This is a genomic window from Flavobacterium paronense (assembly GCF_030409795.1).
In the GTDB taxonomy this organism is placed as follows: Bacteria; Bacteroidota; Bacteroidia; order Flavobacteriales; family Flavobacteriaceae; genus Flavobacterium; species Flavobacterium paronense.
In genome coordinates this window covers 785,872-807,839 of sequence record NZ_JAUFQN010000019.1, presented here as the reverse complement: position 1 = coordinate 807,839, position 21,968 = coordinate 785,872, and the positions used below count along the sequence as shown (strand labels likewise).

Here is a 21,968-nt window from a genome sequence, read left to right as displayed (position 1 = left end):
AAATAATTATGAAATTAGCATTCCTTTCTTTTTACACAACATTTACTTAAGAAGAAATACTAAATATCAAAACTATTTTTCATGTTTATAATAACTATAACAAGTTGAATAATTAAAATCAGTTTTAATTCAATTATAAAAAAAAGACCCTCGATTTCTCGAAGGTCTTTTTTATAAAAGTTAACAGAAAACGGATAACTGATAACCGAAAACTGGAAACCGTTAACGTTTCACAACCCGTACTGTTTGTATATCATCTTCTTGTGAAACAACTACATTGTAAACACCACTTGGGTAGCTGTCTCCAATAGTTGCTGTTTCTAAATCAGATACCCTAACCTCACGTTGTTCTATCAAACGACCAACCATATCGTAAACCTTTAAGTTCACTGCCGATTGGCTAGACGTTTTAACATCTAACATAAAGTTATTAGCAAACGGATTCGGATACGCTGTGGCTTTAAACGATTGTTTTATCGCTGCTGTAGGACGTGAGCCTTGTGCTACTGTTTCAATAGTACAAATACGTCCGTAAGCATCTACTTCCGGAATACCATTGAGCAATACCAATACGCTTGCATTATACCTTTTACCTACTGTTGGTGGATACGTCGTAAACAAACTCAACGTAAAGTTAAAGATGTTAGATGGACGATATGCGTATTGAACAGTGCCCGGAATAATATCATTATTACTGTCAATCTCCTCTAACTTAATTTTATAGCCGGTAGCCGAACCAAATGTATTATAAGTAATAGATTGTGTCAAACTGGTAATTCCGGAATTACAAACTATCTGAACAGTAGGGTAATTTGGCGTAAATAATTCACATTCTGCTCCATATTCAGACCACACTAAACTTCCGCTAAGACGGTATCTAACCGAAACAGAATAAGAAGTATTGTACTGAAAAATGATTCCCTGGAAAGCATTCAATTGTGAAAAACGGGTTGGTAATTCAGTTGTAGTATAATAAGTAGGTGTTGGTCCATTATCACTAGATAAACGAATACGGAACTGATATCTGTCTGCATACGTTGCTGTATAAGCTGAAATACTCGCACCAAGAGACGCAACTTCTGAACCACAAAGTGGGCCACTCAATCCAATAACCGGAATAGAAGGTGTAGTTACCGTACAATCTGATCCCCAACCTGATGATTCCTGAACTCCATTATTCAATAAACGATAATTTACGGATACCTGGTAGCTCGCTCCATACTGCAATTGGAATCCTTCAAAAGAATTGCTGTTAACAAATCTAGAGGCCGAATTATTAATATAATAATACGTCGGACTAGGACCATTATCACTTGTCAAGCGGATACGGAACGAATAATCTGTGGCATTAAAGCCTACATTAGCCGAAAGACTTCCTGATACACCTGTAAGTGTCGTTGGACACGTAGACAACTGAGATTTTGGTATTGCATAACTGCCAAAAGTAACAGGAGCATAACTATAGCCTACCACTTCTCCGTTAATAACGGCAGAAGCGCGTATTTTATATGTAGTAAGAGTAGTATCAGTAGTATACACTCTCATATTGACTGGAATAGAAAAGAAACGGGAAGTTTGTATAGGAAGGGTTACAGCAGGTCCTGCGCTTACCCCATTTGCAAATCGCTCAATCTCTATTTGATAGCCAACAGTCGTAGCTCCCGGATAAGTATAGAATGAACAAGAAAACGAAGAAAAACTAGCAGGGCTTCCGTTTACAACCGTTACAGGAACTGCCGCACAACCTTCTGATTTAGTACCGTTACAGTTGTCATCAACATTGTTGTAGCATATTTCTGTTGCTACCGGATTAATTCCAGCAACGGTATCATTACAATCAACTTGAGAGTGAATCACAAAACTAAATCCGACTGGTTCAGTAGCACCATAACATAATGTTTGGGTTGTTGTTGGTGTTGGTGAATAATTATCGCCATCAGCATCAACATAGAATACTCCATTTTGCCAAGTTAAAATGTCACCATCATTACAATCGGTATTATTAAAAGTACCACAAGCAACTAAAACTGCTGAATTTCCATAGCCATCACCGTCTGAATCTTGATAGGTTAACTGTGTCGGATAACAATCCAAATTATTGCCAACACCACAATCGGTTAACACACTTGAACCAAATCCGTCGCCATCAGCATCAGTATATTGCAATTGATTGTCATTACAATCCGTATTATTAAATGTTCCACAGGCAACTAAAACTGCTGGATTTCCATAGCCATCACCGTCTGAATCCTGATAGGTTAATTGTGTCGGATAACAATCCAAATTATTGCCAACACCACAATCGGTTAACACACCTGAACCAAATCCGTCGCCATCAGCATCAGTATATTGCAATTGATTGTCATTACAATCCGTATTATTAAATGTTCCACAGGCAACTAAAACTGCTGGATTTCCATAGCCATCACCGTCTGAATCCTGATAGGTTAATTGTGTCGGATAACAATCCAAATTATTGCCAACACCACAATCGGTTAACACACCTGAACCAAATCCGTCGCCATCAGCATCGGTATATTGCAATTGATTGTCATTACAATCCGTATTATTAAAAGTACCACAAGCAACTAAAACGGCTGGATTTCCATAGCCATCACCGTCTATATCTTGATAGGTTAATTGTGTTGGATAACAATCTAAATTATTGGCAACATATCCTAAAGGAGCACCTGTACAAGTTACTTGAGAAACACTAGGATTTCCAAAACCATCTCCGTCTAAATCTTGATAATAAGTCACATTAGGATTAACCGTTACCGTTGTAGCTGCAGAAGCCGATGGTCCATTACAACCATTAGCAACTACACTTACTGTAGCCGGTCCTGTAAAGCCTGCTGCCCAAGTTACGGTTCCTGTAGTTCCGGTACCTGATATAGAATTTCCTGCTCCTGTTACACTCCAGGTATAACTAGTAGCATTAGTGGCTGATGTTGTATAAGCTGTAGGCGAACTAGCCTGACAAATAGTAGTCGCTGATGGTGATGGCGTACTTGGTGTACCCACGGTTGGCGTTACCGTTACCGTTGTATCTACAGAAGCCGATGAGCCATTACAACCGTTAGCAATTACACTTACTGTAGCCGAACCTGTAAAGCCTGCTGCCCAAGTTACAGTTCCTGTAGTACCAGTACCTGATATAGAATTTCCTGCTCCTGTTACACTCCAGGTATAACTAGTAGCATTGGTGGCTAATGTTGTGTAAGCTGTAGGCGAACTAGCCTGACAAATAGTAGTCGCTGATGGTGATGGCGTACTTGGTGTACCCACTGTTGGCGTTACCGTTACTGTTGTATCTACAGAAGGCGATGAGCCATTACAACCGTTAGCAACTACACTTACTGTAGCTGATCCTGTAAAGCCTGCGGCCCAAGTTACAGTTCCTGTAGTTCCGGTACCTGATATAGAATTTCCTGCTCCTGTTACACTCCAGGTATAACTAGTAGCATTGGTGGCTAATGTTGTGTAAGCTGTAGGCGAACTAGCCTGACAAATAGTACTTGCCGATGGTGTTGGTGTACTCGGTGTGCCCACATTATCACAGATAGTAACAGTACTTGTACTATAATCAAAAGACACTGATTTGGTAGAAACTAAGTTGCTTGACAATGTTCTTCCTGTTCCAATAAGTTGCCCTGCTAAGAAATTATAAGTTCCTGCAGCTTGAGTAGTAGAGGCAAAAGTAAAGGCAATTGCAGTTGAAGATATATCAGCAGTATGGCCATCTCTTACTACTCTTAATGTCCCAGCACTTACAGTTGTAGCTCCGCTATAGGTTTTATTAGTGCCAGAAAAAGTCGCTGTACCAAGACCTGTTTTTGTAACAGTTCCAGAACCATTTATATCCCCAGTAATAGCAACTGTTCCTCCGGTATTAACTACCTCAATAGTTAATGGTTGGTTTGAGCTTCTCACAATGTTCCCAGAAAAGGTGTTTGTATTTGTAGTGTTTAAACTTCCTATTACTCTGGTTCCGGCATTACCAGCATTAATAGTTATATTTCTGGAAAAAGTAGTGCCTCCATCAGACTTTGAAAGGAATATTTTGGTTGTGTTACCCAATAGGCCACCATTACCTAAAAAGATATTGTTATTTGCAATAGCATTTCCTGTAGTTTCTATCCACAGTTCTCCGTTATCAAGTTCAGTGTTTCCAGTGTAAGTATTAGTATTGCTTAACCTCAAAATTCCAGTTCCATTTTTAACTAGTTTTCCAGATCCCTGAAGAACTCCTGAAACGGTTGTAGTATTTGAACCTCCAAATTCCACATTGTTAGCATTCATAAAGATATTGGTTGTAAAGGTAAAAGGACCATTATTGGCTTGTATCTGAACTGGGGAACCATCAATACCTATTGGTGTGTTGAATGTATGTGAACCGGTTGAATTATTATAAATACCAAATGATGCGGATAAACCACCACTACTATTATTAATAGTACGATTAGTAGTTGCAGCAGTTTGAAATTCTAATGTTCGAACAATGTAAAAACGACCATTAGTTGACATTATTACAAAATTGTTGTGTCCAATTTTAACATTGTTTCTCGTACTGGCACCATTATCGGGATCGCCTTGATTGTTATTCGACGTTTCATAATACCAAGGTAAATTGCCGCTTCCAAAATCACCCGTATTGGAATTGTCTCTATTAAAAACATTTTGTTGTGAAAACCCTACAGCAAAAGTTAGTAAAAAAATGGTTGTTAGTAAAATTCTTTTCATAATCTAATTTTTAAATTAATTTGATGTTAAATTGACTATAACATTATATCTAACTGATAAAAATCAATTACATAGCAGGGCAGTACTTGTAGAATTTGGGATGATAAAAATATAAAATTATCTTAGCTAATTTACAAAAGGAATTTTTACTACACAAGCGAAAACGTTTGCGTGTTAATAAATTGTTGATTTTAAGCTAATAAAGTAAGTAATCTAAAATAATAACTAACAAAAATTATAGAGTTGACAATTTTAAATAATTGCATAAAAATGAAAATTTAAGCCGCAATTTAATTTATAAAATAAAAACAATAAAAACACACACCCAAAAATTAACCTAACCATACTTTGCAAAACCCTTAGCGTCCTTTGCGAAAACCTTAGCGCCCTTTGCGTGAAACCATAACCCTTTGCGTGCAAAAAAAACCAAAAACTGATAACCAATAACAAAAAAATACCCTCAATTACTCGATTTTTTTAAAAAACACTTAACAGATAACTGACAACTTTTGAAAATGCAGTTGACAACTTTAAAATGGGGGCTTGAACATTTTCTCGACGTGGCTTCAACATTTTCTCGACGTGGCTTCAACAACTTCTCGACAAGGCTTCGACAACTTCTCGACGTGGCTTCGACAACTTCTCCACCGTAAGGGTATAAAAAAGCCCAAAAGTTTTGGTTCGGACATTTCACTAAAAAGACACTCTTTTAAAGAGAATCTACTGCATATCAAGCATGTCTTGCAACGTACCGGAGCGGACTATTAAGTTGTTTGTGCGTTATCACTTCTTTGCAAGGGTATTGATTCAAACCTGTCAGGTTTAGCAACCTTAACCCACAAAAAAAAGACCCTCGATCACTCGAAGGTCTTTTTTATAAACCGTAAACAGAAAACCGTTAACGTTTCACAACGCGTACTGTTTGTACATCATCTTCTTGCGAAACAACTACATTGTAAACACCACTAGGATATCTGTCTCCAAGTGTTGCTGTTTCTAAATCAGATACTCTAACTTCACGTTGTTCTATCAAACGACCAACCATATCGTAAACTTTCAAGTTCACTGCCGATTGACTAGACGTTTTAACATCTAACATAAAGTTATTAGCAAACGGATTCGGATAAGCCGTGGCTTTAAACGATTGTTTTATCGCTGCTGTAGGACGTAAACCTTGTGCTACTGTTTCAATAGTACAAATACGCCCGTAAGCGTCTACTTCCGGAATACCATTGAGCAATACCAATACGCTTGCATTATATCTTTTACCTACCGTTGGTGGATATGTCGTAAACAAACTCAACGTAAAGTTAAAGATGTTAGATGGACGATATGCGTATTGAACAGTACCTGGAATAACATCATTATTACTGTCAATCTCTTCTAATTTAATTTTATAGCCGGTAGCCGAACCAAATGTATTATAAGTAATAGATTGTGTCAAACCAGTAATTCCGGAATTACAAACTATCTGAACAGTAGGATAATTTGGTGTAAATAAAATACATTCAGCTCCATAATCAGACCACACTAAACTTCCGCTAAGACGGTATCTAACCGAAACAGAATAAGAAGTATTGTACTGAAAAATGATTCCCTGGAAAGCATTCAATTGTGAAAAACGGGTTAGCAATTCAGCAGTAGTATAATAAGTAGGTGTTGGTCCATTATCACTAGATAAACGAATACGGAACTGATATCTGTCTGCATACGTTGCTGTATAAGCTGAAATACTCGCACCAAGAGACGCAACTTCTGAACCACAAAGTGGTCCACTCAATCCAATAACCGGAATAGAAGGTGTAGTTACCGTACAATCTGATCCCCAACCTGATGATTCCTGAACTCCATTATTCAATAAACGATAATTTACGGATACCTGGTAGCTCGCTCCATACTGCAATTGGAATCCTTCAAAAGAATTGCTGTTAACAAATCTAGAGGCCGAATTATTAATATAATAATACGTCGGATTAGTACCATTATCACTTGTCAGGCGGATACGGAACGAATAATCTGTGGCATTAAACCCTAAATTAGCCGAAAGACTTCCTGATACACCTGTAAGTGTCGTTGGACATGCAGACAACTGCACTGTTGGTATTGTATAACTGCCAAAAGTAACAGGAGCATAATAATAGCCTACTACTTCTCCGTTAATTACGGCAGAAGCACGTATTTTATATGTAGTAAGAGTATTATCAGTAGTATACACTCTCATATTCGTTGGAATAGAGAAGAAACGAGAAGTTTGTATAGGAAGGGTTACAGCAGGTCCTGCACTTACCCCATTTGCAAATCGCTCAATCTCTATTTGATAGCCAATAGTCGTAGCTCCCGGATAAGTATAGAATGAACAAGAAAACGAAGAAAAACTAGCAGGGCTTCCGTTTACAACCGTTACCGGAACGGCAGCACAACCTTCTGATTTAACACCGCTACAGTTGTCATCAACATTGTTGTAGCAAACCTCTGAACGTGCTGGGTTAATATTCACTGGTAAAACATTTAATGGATTAACCGATAAATCCGCTGGAACATCAACACAATCTGTTGCTGTACTTCCTACTCCACCATTTACTAATTCACTGGCTAGTTTATAACCAACAGGGCGTGTACAAGAGAAAATCGATGCCGCTGAACTGCTTGAATAACCATCATTATCAACATCTGCAAACCATTCTGGTTGCGCCGTTACGGCAACTGTTGTTGCAGCTGAAGCTAAACTTTGACATCCGACAGCATTAGTAACCTGTACTGTATAATTTCCTGCAGTACTTACAGTAATACTTGCTGTAGTAGCTCCTCCTGGTGACCAAAGATAACTCGTTCCTGCACTTGAAGTTAATACAACGCTTCCGCCTGAACAGAAAGTGGTTGGACCACCAGCTGAAATAGTTGGTACTGCTGGTGTCGGTAAGATAACCAAATTGGTAAATGACGATGAACCAGAAGTACAACCACTACCATTAGTAGCAGTTATAGTATACGCTTGTCCAAGAGTGGCATTGCTTATACTTCCTCCCGAACCAGCTGTTGGTCCTGAAGGTGAGAATGTATACGTATTACTAGCACTATAATTGGTGATTGTTGTAGATCCATTTGCAGAACACGTTGGTGCTACAGTGGATACTGTTGGTACTGCCGGTGTCGGTAACATAACCAAATTGGTAAAGGAAGCCGATGAACCAGAAGTACAACTACCAAGAGTAGCTGTTATCGTATACGGTGTTCCAAGAGTTGCTCCTGTTATACTTCCTCCCGAACCAACTGTTGGTCCTGAAGGTAAGAAGGTATAAGTATTAGCAGCACTATAATTGGTGATGGTTGTAAATCCATCAGCAGAACATGTTGGTGCTGTTGTAGCTACTGTTGGTACTGCTGGAGTAGGATTAACCGTTACAAGTGCCGTAGTTGCCTCTGCAAAACAACCATTTGGTCGGCTAACTCTCAATTTATAAGTAGCCGTTTGTGTTGGCACTACGTTTGTTGGACTTACAACAGCAGATGAATAACCAGATGGTGTCGATGTCCAAGCGTAGGTAAGGGTTTCCGGAGTAGTAACATTTAATGCTATATCATCAATCGCAACTGGAGGTTCAGAACCACCAGTACCATCATTTTTCCAGGTAAATACCAGACGCATATTTGAATTTGCTGCAGCATTAGCTGCCTGAGCAGGTGTTATCGTAATAGAACTAGTTTGACCACCTCCTGAAGATAAAGCACTATAAGTTCCAAGTAGCGTAGCAGAACCAGTACCTGACCAAGTTACGGCGTTCGAATTTGAAGACGGTGAATTTGCCACTGGTGTAAGCGTGTTAGGGCATAGATATACATACAACACATCATAAGTAGTATCATTACCATAGGCATTCCAACGGAAAGACAGATTCATGTTGGTAGCACCTGCAGGGAAAGTAACATTTCTATAGAAATGAGAGGCTCCAGAAATATCGCTTCCATCAGCCGCTCCATATTTCCACGAAACTCCTGAAGTATTAGAAAAATAAATCGAACGGTTTCCTGTTGGCGTAAAGGTAGAAGTACCACTGGTTATTGCCGAGGTATTAGAGTACCAAGCGCCATTGGCACCAGTTATACCTGTCCATCCATTAGCAGTGAAAGTAGTTCCCAATTCGAATCCACCATCAGTGGTAGGGTTAATTAAGTTGACAACTGGTGCACTTACTCCTGCTCCCGTCAAATTAATGGTTTGTCCTGAACAAATAACAGTTGAGCTGCTTGTTGCTGTAACACCGGTAGGAAGTGCATTAACAGTTACAGCAAATGCAGCAGTATTAGAACAACTAGCATTTGTAGCCGTTAAAGTATAAGCAGTTGTTACAGTAGGATTGAATGTATATCCTGCACCAGAGGTACCTGAAACTCCTGTAGGCGACCAACTATAATTAGTAAAATTACCAATAGTTTCAGGAGTGATAGTAACAACTGCAGTTGTATCTCCTGAACATATCGTTGCTGATGAGGATGACAAAGCTATGGCGGGTGGAGTTGTTACTGTAACGACCACAGGTACTCTAGAAGCAGCTTTACAAGCCGTAACTTCGAAAATATAATCTTCTGTTTCACCACCTGCAATACTTCCACATTCTGAAGGAGAAGTAGCATTATAGTCAGCCCTAACTCTCATTCTATAAGTACCTTTAGGAGTACCAGAAGGTACAGTTATACTTCCTGAAGCACTATATACATAGGCTGCACTATTGTACGGACGTTCATTGACATCTAAAAAGTCGCCATCGTTATTCCAATCTACCCAAATTCCAACACCATAAGAATAAAATCCATCATATAGACTTACACTAAAATTGACAGAACTACCAGCAGCTTGGGCAACCTTTTGACTAGTAAAATCACCATATCCTGATGCTGATAAATTTCCTGAAGCATTTGTAATATTTGTTGAACCACCTGTGGTAGAGAAACTGCTTATGTAGTAAGTCGTACCAGTTGTAGTTGAAGAACAATAGGTCATTGCAGGTGTTGCAGCTGCGGCTGTTGACGCCTCAACATAGTATGTAGTAGTACCTGTAACATTTGGCTGATAAGTGTTCCCTGTAAATAATGAGGTACCACCTGTAGAAGCAGCATACCAATCTAATTGTGCCCCACTAGAAGGCGTTCCAGTCAGTGAAACAGTACCAGGTCCACAACGAGAAACATCTTGAAGTCCAGATACCGTTGGATTATTTACGGTTACAGTAACCGTATTTGAATCAGCAGAAGCAGGACCGTTGGTACAGGTAACTACATATTTGTAATAAGTAGTAACTGTCACTGCAGCGGTTGTGTAAGGGGTAGCAGTAGCTCCGGATATAGGAGTAAAAGTAACGTTATCCGTAGAACTATACCATTGTTTTGTGAGACCGGTTAAATTGGTTGATGATCCTGTATTCGTAAGTGTAACCGTACTCGAAGTACCACACAAAGAACTAGCACTAACAGTAGTTGTACCAGGAGTTGGCGCTCCGGAGCAAGGCGGAATAGCTACAACAGTAACAGTATAATCTTCGGCTTCAGTTCTATTGGTTGAAACACTACAAGCAGCAGGAGCAGTAGTTCTGTTGAATACTACTCTCATTCTATAACTTCCAACAGCAGCAGTTGAAGGAACTGTGAAACTACCGGTTAAACTTGTAGTAGCTGCAACCGTATTTTCTCCTGCATCAACAAAATCACCATCTGCATTCCAGTCAACCCAGATAGCAGCACTTCCAGTACTAGGAGCAGTAATAGTTAATGTATAATTAATAGGACTATTAGCATATTGACTTACAGATTGGGTTATAAAATTACCATAACCATTTGCAGAAATAGCATTTGTAGCATTACTAATATTAGTTATACCACCTGTAGTAGTGAAAGTATTAATATAAGTAGTTGTTGTAGTCGTTGTATTAGCACAGTAATCAACAACCGTCAATTGTGCAGGAGTTGATGGCACTGCACAACCCTGAGCGGTCATAAGTACTCGGTACCAATTATTGACTCCGGCAACACTGGTTGCTGTAGCTGATGCATTTAAACTACTAGTCGTAGCACCTGTGTAAGCGAAACCAGTTGGTAAAGCAGCAACATTATTGTAAGTCCCTCCCAATGAAGTTGCATATTGCCATTGGTAGGAAGGTGAACTTTCTCCAGTTGTAACAGTAAAGTTTGCAGTTCCTGGAACTCCAATAGTCTTACTGGCCGGCTGAGTTAATAAAGTTGGATTTTTAACCGTTAAGGTAGCCGAGTCTGAGGTCTGGCTATTACTGCTACAAGTAGCTGAACCTGTAACAATAACATGGTACTGATTGTTATTAAGTCCAACTGCAGGATTCGTTATAGTAATAGACGCTGAAGTAGCATCTACCCCTGCATAAGGACTCCACGACCCACCACTATTGGTAGAAACCTCCCATTGATACGTTAGATTATCACCTGTAGCTGTTACACTGAATATAGCTGTGTTTGCAACAGTTCCAACAGAACAAGTCGATTGACTGGCTGGTTGAAGCGTGATGGCAACTGGCGATTTTACCGTTAAAGTAGCCACAGTAGTTGTAATTGAACTACAAGGAGCAATACCTGTCATTGTAACTCGGTATTGGTTACCGCTCATTCCTGCCGTAGCACCCGTAACGGATAAACTAGCTGAATCTGTACCTATAGGTAACCAATTAGAACCCGTATCAGTACTTACTTCCCATTGATAAGAAACTACATTACTTGCTGTAACACTATAAGTAGCGGTACCTCCAATACAAACCGTTTGATTAGTTGGGTTGGTAGTAGTAATAGCCGGATTAACTGTTAAAGTTACCGGACTTGGAGTAAAACTAGTACAAGGCGAAGCACCCGATACAATTACCTGATATTGATTGCTATTCATTCCGACAGTAACAGCTGCTAAACTTAAAGTAGCAGCATTAGTTCCCACAGTAGACCATGATGAACCACCGTTCGTACTAACCTGCCATTGATAATTTAATCCAGTACCTGTAGCACCTACAGTGAAAGTTGCGGTAGTTCCGGAACAAACTGTAGCTGAAGCTGGAGGAGTTCCTACAACCACTGGAGTATTTACTGTTAAAGTTGTTGCAGTAGGAGTCACAGCGCTACAGGGTGCCGCACCAGAAATAACTACTTGATATTTATACCCATTCATTGATGGCGTAGCAGTAGTAATAGTATATGAAGCTGAAGTAGCTGAAACAATATCAGTATAAGTACTTCCTCCATTGGTACTTAATTGCCATTGATAGGCTATATCTGTAGCAGTAGCCGCTACTGAAAGTACTGTCGATTCGCCACTACATAAAGATACTGCAGTTACTGGAGCAGTTTGCACGGCTACAGCATCGTTAACTGTTAAAGTAGCAGAAGCAGTAGTCACAGAACTACAGCCATTTAAACCTGTTACAATACAATTATAAACATTACCATTTGAGGCATAAGGAACACTAGTTAAACTCAATGTTGCAGCATTAGCGTTACTAATAGCCGTAAATCCAGAACCCGTATCAACTTGCCATTGGTAAGCAGTTGCATTAGTAGCAACCACACTTAAACTAGTAGTAGTTCCTGAGCAAATAGTTTTATCTGCAGGAGGAGTAGTAATACCAACAGCAGGGTTAACTGTTAAACTAGCTGAACTACTAGATAAGTAGAAGTTTACTAAGGATTTAAATTTATAACCACTATTGGCTGGTGTAAATCCGGTAACTGTTAATGTTAAAGTATGAGATACAATTAAAGGATCTGCTTGAAGAATTGTTCTAACATCGCTAGTTGCATAGGTAAGACCCGTATTAGTATCATAACCATCAACTATAGAATCATATACTTCATTACCTGCATCAATTACACCTGTAAATATTTGCCATCCTGTAGCATAAACAATAGGTTCAACACCCTCTTCACTTACAGCATAGGGATCATCACCAGTAGTTACAGCAGTATAAGTAACAGTAGTATCTGAGGAACATTTTGTTGCTGAAACGGGTTGGTTAAGATATCCAACATTACTCATAGTTAAAGTACCAGGAGTTGAAGTTAAGGCGGTACAAGGTGCATCACCAGTAACCAAACAATGGTAAAGATACCCATCAAAAGAAGGATCCGCTAAGATATTATCAATGTTTAATGTATTGGTATTTACCCCAGAATAATTTCCGGAAACTGGGCTGGCAATATAATCATTGCTTAAATTAGTCCAAGAAGTTCCACTATCAGTCGAAACCTGCCATTGGTAACTATAAGCAACTGGTCCAGCAGCTGTAGTAACATGGAATGTAGCTTGTTGCCCTGGAATAACCACCTGAAGTGGTGTAGCAGAAGTTATACTACCTGGCTGCGTTACAGTAACCGTTGCTGTTGTAGTATTAACACAACCATTATCATCAGTACCTGTAATCGTATACCCTTGTGTAGCTGTTGGATTAGCCGTTACTGATGTTCCGGTAGTTGCTGATAAACCTGTAGCAGGTGCCCATGTATAATTAGTAGCACCTGTAGCCGACAAGAATACTGAACTACCATTACAGATAGTTTCATCAGATACTGCAATAGTTGGTAATGGATTTTGATGTACCGTTACACTTGAATTTGTTGAACAGTAGCCATTAGTTGCAGTTACTGTGTACGTAACAGTACCACTAGGAGAAACACCTGTTGGGTTTTGAACAGTAGAAGTAAATCCTGATGGATTAGAAGTCCAGGAATAAGTAACCGGAGCATCAACAAAAGCGGATGTAGTACTTAAATTAATACTGCTTCCAATACAATAATCAGGAGCAGATGCTGTAATAGCAGCAAGTGGAGACAGCACCGTTACAGTAACTGTTGGCGAATTAGTAGTACATCCATTAGAATCAGTACCAGTAACAGTATACGTTGTAGTAACTGATGGAGAAACGGATGGGTTATTTCCGCTAGGTGCAGGTGCAATAGAACTAGAACTCCAAGAATAAGAAACAGCACCACTAGCTAATAAACTAGTAGGTTGCCCATTACATATAGTTGCCGTACCGGAAACAGTTATCGTTGCTGGTGTATTTTGCGTTACTTGGAATGGAATTGAAGTAACGGAACAGGTATTAGTGTTGGTTACAGTAACGGTATAAAACCCTGCAGCAGTAGCAGTATAAGTATCACTTGTACCACCACTTGCAACATTAGCATAAGCAATTCCGTCAGCCGAATATTTCCATTGGTAGGAAGAAATCGATCCACTGCCTGCTACACCATTCGAAGTAAGAAGTGTATTTCCACCTGGACAGAATGAACTAACTCCAGTAATTCCAGCCGTTGGTAAGGCATTTGGCGTCACCGAAACAGTATTTGAAGCAGTTGATGCACAAGAAGCAGTATTAGCAGTAACGGTATAAGTATTTAGTCCTGCCGCAGGTGTAATTCCTGTTGGATTTTGTACCGCAGCAATAGTAGTTGATGGATTACTAGTCCAGGAATAATTGATAGTGGATTCATTTGGAAGCACTACATCGTCAATATATAAATTGAATTTGTTAGATGCTGAAGTACAATTAATACCAAAATAATAGGTTCCACTTGTTGTTGGCGTATACGTTCCTGTTATTTGGGTATAAGTCGTTTGTTGACCCGCAGGGAAATTCGCCAATTGTGTAGTTTGTGCTAAAACAGTAGCTGCATTACCGACTGTAATTTGGAATTTTTCATTATAGGATTCCGTTTTATACCAGGCAGATACATTATAGGTAACACCTGCAATCAGATATTTAGCCGGAGAAATAGCCCATGCATTTGCAGCATTAGAGATATTATAATTATAATACATTGAAGCTAAACCGGTACGAACACCAGCAGCTGTAGTATAGGTTGCCCAAGAGTTTCCGTTGCCCGCATTGATAAATGTCCATCCTGCTGGAGGCCATGTTTCAAAACTTTCTGTTGTATAGACTGCTGCAGAACTTGTTGTAGATGACAAATTAATAGTACCTCCCAAACAAGGTGTAGCCGAAGCACTTGCCGTTGGGGCAGTTGGGGTAACATTAACAGTCAGCGTTGTTGCTGCTGACGAACAGCCATTTGAATCAGTATAAGTAATACCAGCTGTTCCACTTGAAACACCAGAAGCAATACCTCCAGGAGTAATCGTAGCAACTGCAGTGTTAGAGGAAACCCATGGTGTTGTAACAGCAGCAATACCTGAACCAGTTAAAGTAACTGTTTTTCCTGTACAGGTAGTTGGCGCTGTTTGCGTTATCGTTGGCAATGCATTTACAGTAATAGCCCCTGATACTGCACTAGTTAAACTAGTACTACAAGGAACCACTCCAGTAATAACACAGTAGTAATATTTAGTTCCTACGTTACCGGCTATTGGTGCCGCTGGAGTATATGAAGCAGTTGTCCCACCTGTTCCGGTTGTAACAGTAGTTCCTCCTGTATTCAAATTTGTATCATTGCTATACCATTGGTAAGAAGGGGTACCTGTACCTGCTACGGTCACGGTAAGGGCAGCAAATGCTGTTCCACCAACACATTTTGATTGTGTGGCTGTTGCTTGTGATGACAATGTTAAAGGCGTACTGATTGTAACTACAGCCGAAGCTGCAGCACTTGTACATCCATAAGATGAAATCGCTCTGAAATAATAAGTCCCGGAGGCACTTACTGATTGAGATGCTGATTGCGTAGTCGTTGTAGTACTTGTCGACGAAGTACCCTGATAATATATAAGAGCCGCTGTGTCGTTATTTCCATCTGAAATATCTCCGGCATTACTGGCAGTTATTGTAGCCGTTGAACAAGCAGCACCAGCACCAGCAGTAGTTGGTGTAGTTGGTGTAGTTCTAACCTCATAAGCGGCAGTAGAAGCCTGACCCGCAGGGTTAGTAATAGTAATAATTCCATTCACAACGTTGGCAGGAACTACCGCTGTTAAAGAGGTACCTGTACCCGTAGTGAATGAAGCTGCTGCTGTTCCTCCAAAAGATACAGCAGAAATACTAGATAAATTTGTTCCTGTAATAGTTACCGTTTGTCCTCCTGCAACACATAAGTTTGTAGGAGTGAAATTAGTTATGGTAGGTAAAGCTGCGGTTGTTGTAAAAGTATCTTGAAGATAAGTTGAATCACAAGCACCGTTATTGGCTTTAATTTGATAATAATATGTATAGCCTGGTGTTAAGCCTGTCAGGTCATAAGTTGTAATGCCTGCGCCAGGAGTATAAGCAGCAGCAAAAAGTGTCGTGCGCCCTGAATCAGTATACACTTCTAAAGTGTATGTTAACGCACTTTGTGCTGTAGCGGAACCTCCCACTACAGATGCAGTCCACGAAACAGTAGCTGTTGTTGTTGTAATAGCTGAAGTAGTAGGCACAGTAGGTGCCGCAGGGCAGGTAATCTTACTGTTGCTAAATGAAGCCGTATATTTTATTCCTGTACAAGCCGTATTGTTGTAGGCAAAGACAAAATAGTAATATTGTGTATTAGACGTTAATCCTGTCTCAGAAAAAGTCAAACTTGCACCTGGTGCCTGAACCACAGTTCCGCCACCAATAGTATTTCCGGAAACATAGCTAGTTCCGTCAATAGGATTTGCAGACAAGGTAGCACTTGTACTTCTTACAACCAAATACCCACTTGGCGCAGTTGATGCAGCTGTAAAGGAACCGGCAATAGTTGTCGCAGTTGTTGTACCAAACGTAATGGCTGTTGTATTATCAGTTGGAGTAACACAAGCAGGTGCCACAAGAACATTAATGGTATAATCTTCAACTTCACCGTCCATCCCTGTTAAACAAGAATCAGTAGTAGCCGAACTATATTTTGTTTGAACTCTCATCCGCGTATTTCCAATAATAGCTCCTATTGGGACTGTAATACTTAAAGGACATAAACTACTTACTCCATTTGTAACAGTGTTGACAGTACCTAAAGCATAAGTCTCTCCAGAATCGGTAAATACTCCATTTTGATTCCAATCTATATAGACTGTTTGATAATTTGTATAAGCACCTCCTGTATTAATATAAACATTTAACCCTGTAGATCCTGAGTACGTAAATCCTTGTGTAACTGTTGCTACTAATGAAGTATAATTTGTATAGGCACTAGTTGCCGCATTAGAAGTAGTGTTGGTCATATTACTGAATGAAACACCTGTAATACCATCCGTATCTGCATCACCTGTTGAAGCACAATAAGCTAAAAAGGTTTGTACACCTCCTACAGTGGTACTTCCTGATTTTGTTCCTATTGCAAAAGTAAAATTGGAAGTAGTAATGGCCGCAACATTAATGGTTTTAGTATTCGTTGCTGCTGCTGCCACATCGGCAGTAATATAAATATACCCTGTACCAATCGGTAAATTTTGACTGGTAAACGAAGGAAATGTTTTAGCACCTGCGATTCCCGGAGTAGTGAAAGTACTTAATAAGGTAGAAGTTCCAACAGCAAAGGTGCTGTTAGTAGAGTAATACACTTTAAGATTAGTAAGATCCGCAGAAGCATAAGTCCCTGCTGTTGTACAGGTCATACCAGTAAGCGAAGCATTAATGGCAGCAACAGTAAGTTGTGATTTATGTAAAACTAAATTCGTTGTTCCTGCAAAAACATTAGCCGCTGCAACCTGAGTTCCATTATCGGCCAATACAATTACTGGTGAGGTGATGGTTTGTACCCCACCATCTGCGGTACTTCCTGTTACCGTACCCGATGCAAAGGTGAAATCAGAAGGCGCTAAAGCAGAAACGTTTAGGGTATTTCCAACTACTGCTGATCCCGAAACATCGGCAGTAATATAAATATAACCTGTTCCAACGGGTAGGTTTTGAGAGACAAAAGAAGTAAATGTTTTACCTCCTGCTGCACCTGGAGTCACCAAAGTACTTAATAAGGTTGAGGTTCCTACAGCAAAAGTTGAACTAGTTGAATAATACACTTTAAGGTTAGTTAGATCTGCTGATACATACGATCCAACAGTAGTACTAGTCAACCCTGTTAAAGAAGCCGAAGCATTAGTAACAGTGAGCGCCGATTTATGCAAAACTACATTATTTGTTCCTGGAGTAACATTAGAGGCAAGTACTTGAGTACCATTATCACTTAAAGCAATAGAAGATGCTGAAAAGGTTTGAACACCTCCCGCTGTAGTGCTGCCTGATTTTGTTCCCGAGGCAAAAGTGAAATCAGTAGTAGCCAAAGCATTTACATTAATCGTATTGGCATTTACTGCACTAACCGAAACATCTGCAGTGATGTAAATATAATAGACTCCAATAGGCAAAGCTTGTGTTGTAAAGGATGGGAATGTTTTAGCTCCTGCAGTTCCTGGCGTAGTAAACGTACTTAACAAAGTAGAAGTCCCCACAGCAAAAGTACTAGCAGTTGAATACCAAACTTTAAGATTAGTAATATCGCCTGAAACATAACTTCCTGCAGTAGTACAGGTCATCCCGGTTAAAGAGGTTGCCGCTGTAGCAACGGTCAATTTTGATTTATGCAAAACAAGATTGGTAGCACCTTGTGATATACTGGCAGCACTTACTTGTGTACCATTATCTGCCAAAGTAACGGCAGGAGTTAGAGCCAAAACTGTAAAACCATAATCTTCAGCTTCTCCTTGCCCAGAAGTCGCAGCTACACATGATGCTGGTGTTGAACCATTATAATCAGCAATTACACGCATTCTAGTTGTCCCCACTGTAGCTCCTAATGGCACTGTAAAACTACCTGAATAAGTTAATACTCCTGATGATGTATATCCCGTTGAGTTATATACATTTTCCCCTGAATCAGTAAACGAACCGTTTTGATTCCAGTCTACCCATATGCCTAGTCCAACTGTTCCGGTAACAAATGTTATGGAATAATTTACTGTACTTCCTGCAACCTGAGAAGCAGCGATAGTCGAGGAATAATTACCATATCCTCCAGCCGAATAAGTACTGGTATTATTAATATTTGTAGTAGCTCCTGAAATAGTATAGTTACTGATATAAGTACTAGCAATAGTACCACTAGGTGTACAATAAGTAGGTATTACACTTACTTCAACACCAGCACTCCATGTTGTGCCCAATCGTGTAAATATCTTGAAATAATAGGTTGTTCCGAAAATAAGTCCTGTTATAGTTTGTGGGGAAGTCGTCCCTTTATACACTACAAAACCACTGCTTAATGGCGTTCCTGATCCAAATACTAAACTACCCGTATAGGCAGAACCATCACCTGTAGGCGTGCCATCATTGGCAGAACCAGCACGTCCAACAATCAAAACTTGGTCATAACATGATGGAGCAGTCCAGGCAATCGTAGCGGAGACATTACTTGTAGAAGCTGCAGATACTGATGTAACATTACTAAGTGTTGCTGCCGAAATAGTTTGTGTATTTCCCGCAGCTGGCGTTCCTGTTGCCGTTCCTAATGCAAAAGTAGTGTTAGAACCTGTCACTGCACTTACAGCAATCGTATTAGTAGCGATAGCCGTACAAGGCACATCGGCTGTGATGAAAATATAACCGGTGGCACCATTTGTTATCGTTTGACTTGCAAAAGTTGGGAATACTTGCGAACCCGCTCCAAGGGTTAAGGTTTTAGTTGACAATAACGTTCCTGTACCTGTAAAAGTGGATCCCTGAGCGGACGTTTGATACCATGCTTTTAAATTGGTAAGATCGGCTGCAACATAAGTACCCGCAGTCGTAACTGTTAATCCCGTAAGTGTTGCATCGGCAACAGTTGGTGAAATAGCAAAACTATAAATAGGATTGTTGGTGGTACCCTGCGTTTTATTACTTGCGGCAATATTATTGGTGGCAAGAGTAATAGTAGGCGTGGTTACACTACCTTGCGAAATAGTCAAATCATCAAAATAATAATAATCATCATAATTTATGTTTGAAACAACATTAAATCTCACATATAAATTTCCTGGAAGTGGTGTAAACGTAACCGTTTTTGAAGCACATGTATTTGCCGAAACGTGATTTGCCGAATTGATTGTTTGAGCTACCGTCCATGGCCCCGAAGTAGATGAAGCATACTCAACCGTTATAACACCTATGTTAGCAGATGCTTCAGCAGTAGTAGCAGCACCAAATTTAGTTACTTTGTAAAGGTAGTTCATCGTAACAAGACCACCATTTGAAGTACCCAATAAAGGTGAAATAAATTGTCCCGAACTTCCATAATATTGTTCCATTCTAATTGTGCCTGTAGTAGCACAAATTTGAGCGGCTGTAGTAATCCTGGCAGCAGCTACACCAGCACCAGAAGTAGTCCAACTATTTAATCCTGTGGCAGACCAATTTTGTGAATAAGTAGTAATCTGCCCCCAAGATTTTTGACCAATGGCCAAACTCAAAAGCATTAAAAACATGACTAACCAAGAGGTTTTCATAGTTTTAAAATGGCTTATTGAAGCAATCGAAGAATTGTTTCTTGTTGAAGCATTTTTGTTCAAGTCTGAGGTGGAGTAATTCTGATTCATAAAATTAGTTTTAATTACAATAGCTGAGCAAAATAGAAATTATATTTTAAACAATTACTATCTTAAAGATGCATTTTCTTAACATTTTATTAATATTCGACAAAAAACACCTTTTTTCGATGAAAGGCAACAAAAATTAACAATTTCTTACACGCCAAAAGTAACCTTACAGACAAAATAGCAGTAAAGAAGAAAGAAAAAAGAAGAAAGAAGAAATTGTAAACACAAAAAAAAAGCGTTAAACAAAACGAATAATTGATAATGGATAATTGATAATGGATAATGGATAATGGATAATGGATAATAGACATCAGATAACTGAAAACGGAGAACAGACAAGCTTTTTATTACCAAAATCAAGTTAACTTTGCGTGAAAAAAAACTAAAAACTTGTCATTACCGCGATAACAGAAAATCTATAATAGGATAATAGATCATAGACATCTGATAACTGATAACTGAAAACTGAAAACGAATAATCTTGTCATTACAAAGAAAGCATGAACCTTTGCGCCCCCTGCCTACCGGCAGGCAGGTTTGCGTGAAAACTGATAACGGATTACAAATAACAGAAAACAGAAAAACTGAAAACGAATAATCTTGCCATTACAAAGAAAGCGTGAACCTTTGCGCTCCCTACCTACCGGCAGGCAGGTTTGCGTGAAAACAAATAACAGATTACAAATAACAGAAAACAGAAAACTATTTACAATTTAATTGACAATTCTAAATGCCCACCCAAACCAAGTTCAACTATTTTTTGTAAGGTTGAAAATCTTGCTTCTTTTACATTGTTTTCTATTTTGGAGATATACGATTTTGTTGTTCCCGTTTTTTCTGCAAGTTGTTCCTGTGTCAATCCTTTTTCAATTCGCGCATCATGAATCATTGCTCCAATTTTAAAATTTTCATAACCCGCATCAAGTTCATCCCGTTTTGCAGTGCCAACTTTTCCATAATGTTTATCTTTAAATTGGTCGAGTGTTTTAGTAATATTACTTTTCGCTTTCATATTCCTGTTTTATTTTAATTGCTTTTTCAATTTCTTTTTTCGGTGTCTTTTGTGTTTTCTTTTGAAATCCGTTTGCTAAGATTATTAATTGACCTTGATCAAAAAAACAAAAGATTCTAAAAATATCGCTTCCTTGTTGAACCCTAATTTCATATAATCCTTCAGTATTTTCAATATGTTTAAGATACGTTTCTGGAACTCTTTCTAATTCTTGAATTAATTCAAATGTCCAGATAATTTTGTTTTTAACTTTATCACGTTGCTTTATAAAAAATTCATCAAAGTAATCTTTGTAAAAAATAACAGTACGTATCTTTTGTTCATTATCCATTACGCAAATATATAAAAGTTGCTCTAAAGTGAAACTATTTTTATAAAAAATTCCCAACACTACCGAAATCAAAGATTCGACCAAACCCAATCCTTTTCGTCTGGTATTAAAACAAAATAGATGATAGGCAACGGATAACTTGTCATTCCCGCGGAGGCGGGAAACAAACAACCCTGTCATTCCCCAAATCTCGTGAAACTTTGCGTTTTTTTTGCATAAAAACCTTTGCGCTCCCTGCCTGCCGGCAGGCAGGTTTGCATGAAAACAAATAACGGATTACAAATAACAGAAAACAGACAACTGAAAACGAATAATCTTGCCATTACAAAGAAAGCGTGAACCTTTGCGCCCCCTGCCTACCGGCAGGCAGGTTTGCATGAAAACAAATAACAATTTGA

Annotated in this window: 4 protein-coding genes; all 4 read right to left on the bottom strand. The window is 39.1% G+C overall.

The window, feature by feature from the left end; all coding sequences use genetic code 11:
• Positions 1-222 precede the first annotated feature (222 nt).
• Positions 223-4,743, bottom strand: coding sequence for a PKD-like domain-containing protein (locus tag QWY90_RS04935; RefSeq protein WP_290284755.1), 4,521 nt, complete (start codon positions 4,741-4,743; stop codon positions 223-225).
• Between the two features lie 898 nt (positions 4,744-5,641).
• Positions 5,642-20,227 (bottom strand): GEVED domain-containing protein, encoded by a 14,586-nt coding sequence (locus QWY90_RS04930; RefSeq protein ID WP_290284754.1) that lies wholly within the window; start codon positions 20,225-20,227, stop codon positions 5,642-5,644.
• A 706-nt stretch (positions 20,228-20,933) separates the two neighbouring features.
• On the bottom strand, positions 20,934-21,239 hold the full coding sequence (locus QWY90_RS04925; protein ID WP_290284753.1) for a helix-turn-helix domain-containing protein: 306 nt from the start codon (positions 21,237-21,239) through the stop codon (positions 20,934-20,936).
• Positions 21,223-21,570 (bottom strand): type II toxin-antitoxin system RelE/ParE family toxin, encoded by a 348-nt coding sequence (locus QWY90_RS04920; protein WP_290284752.1) that lies wholly within the window; start codon positions 21,568-21,570, stop codon positions 21,223-21,225. The genes QWY90_RS04925 and QWY90_RS04920 overlap by 17 nt, the downstream gene beginning before the upstream one ends.
• Positions 21,571-21,968: the final 398 nt, after the last annotated feature.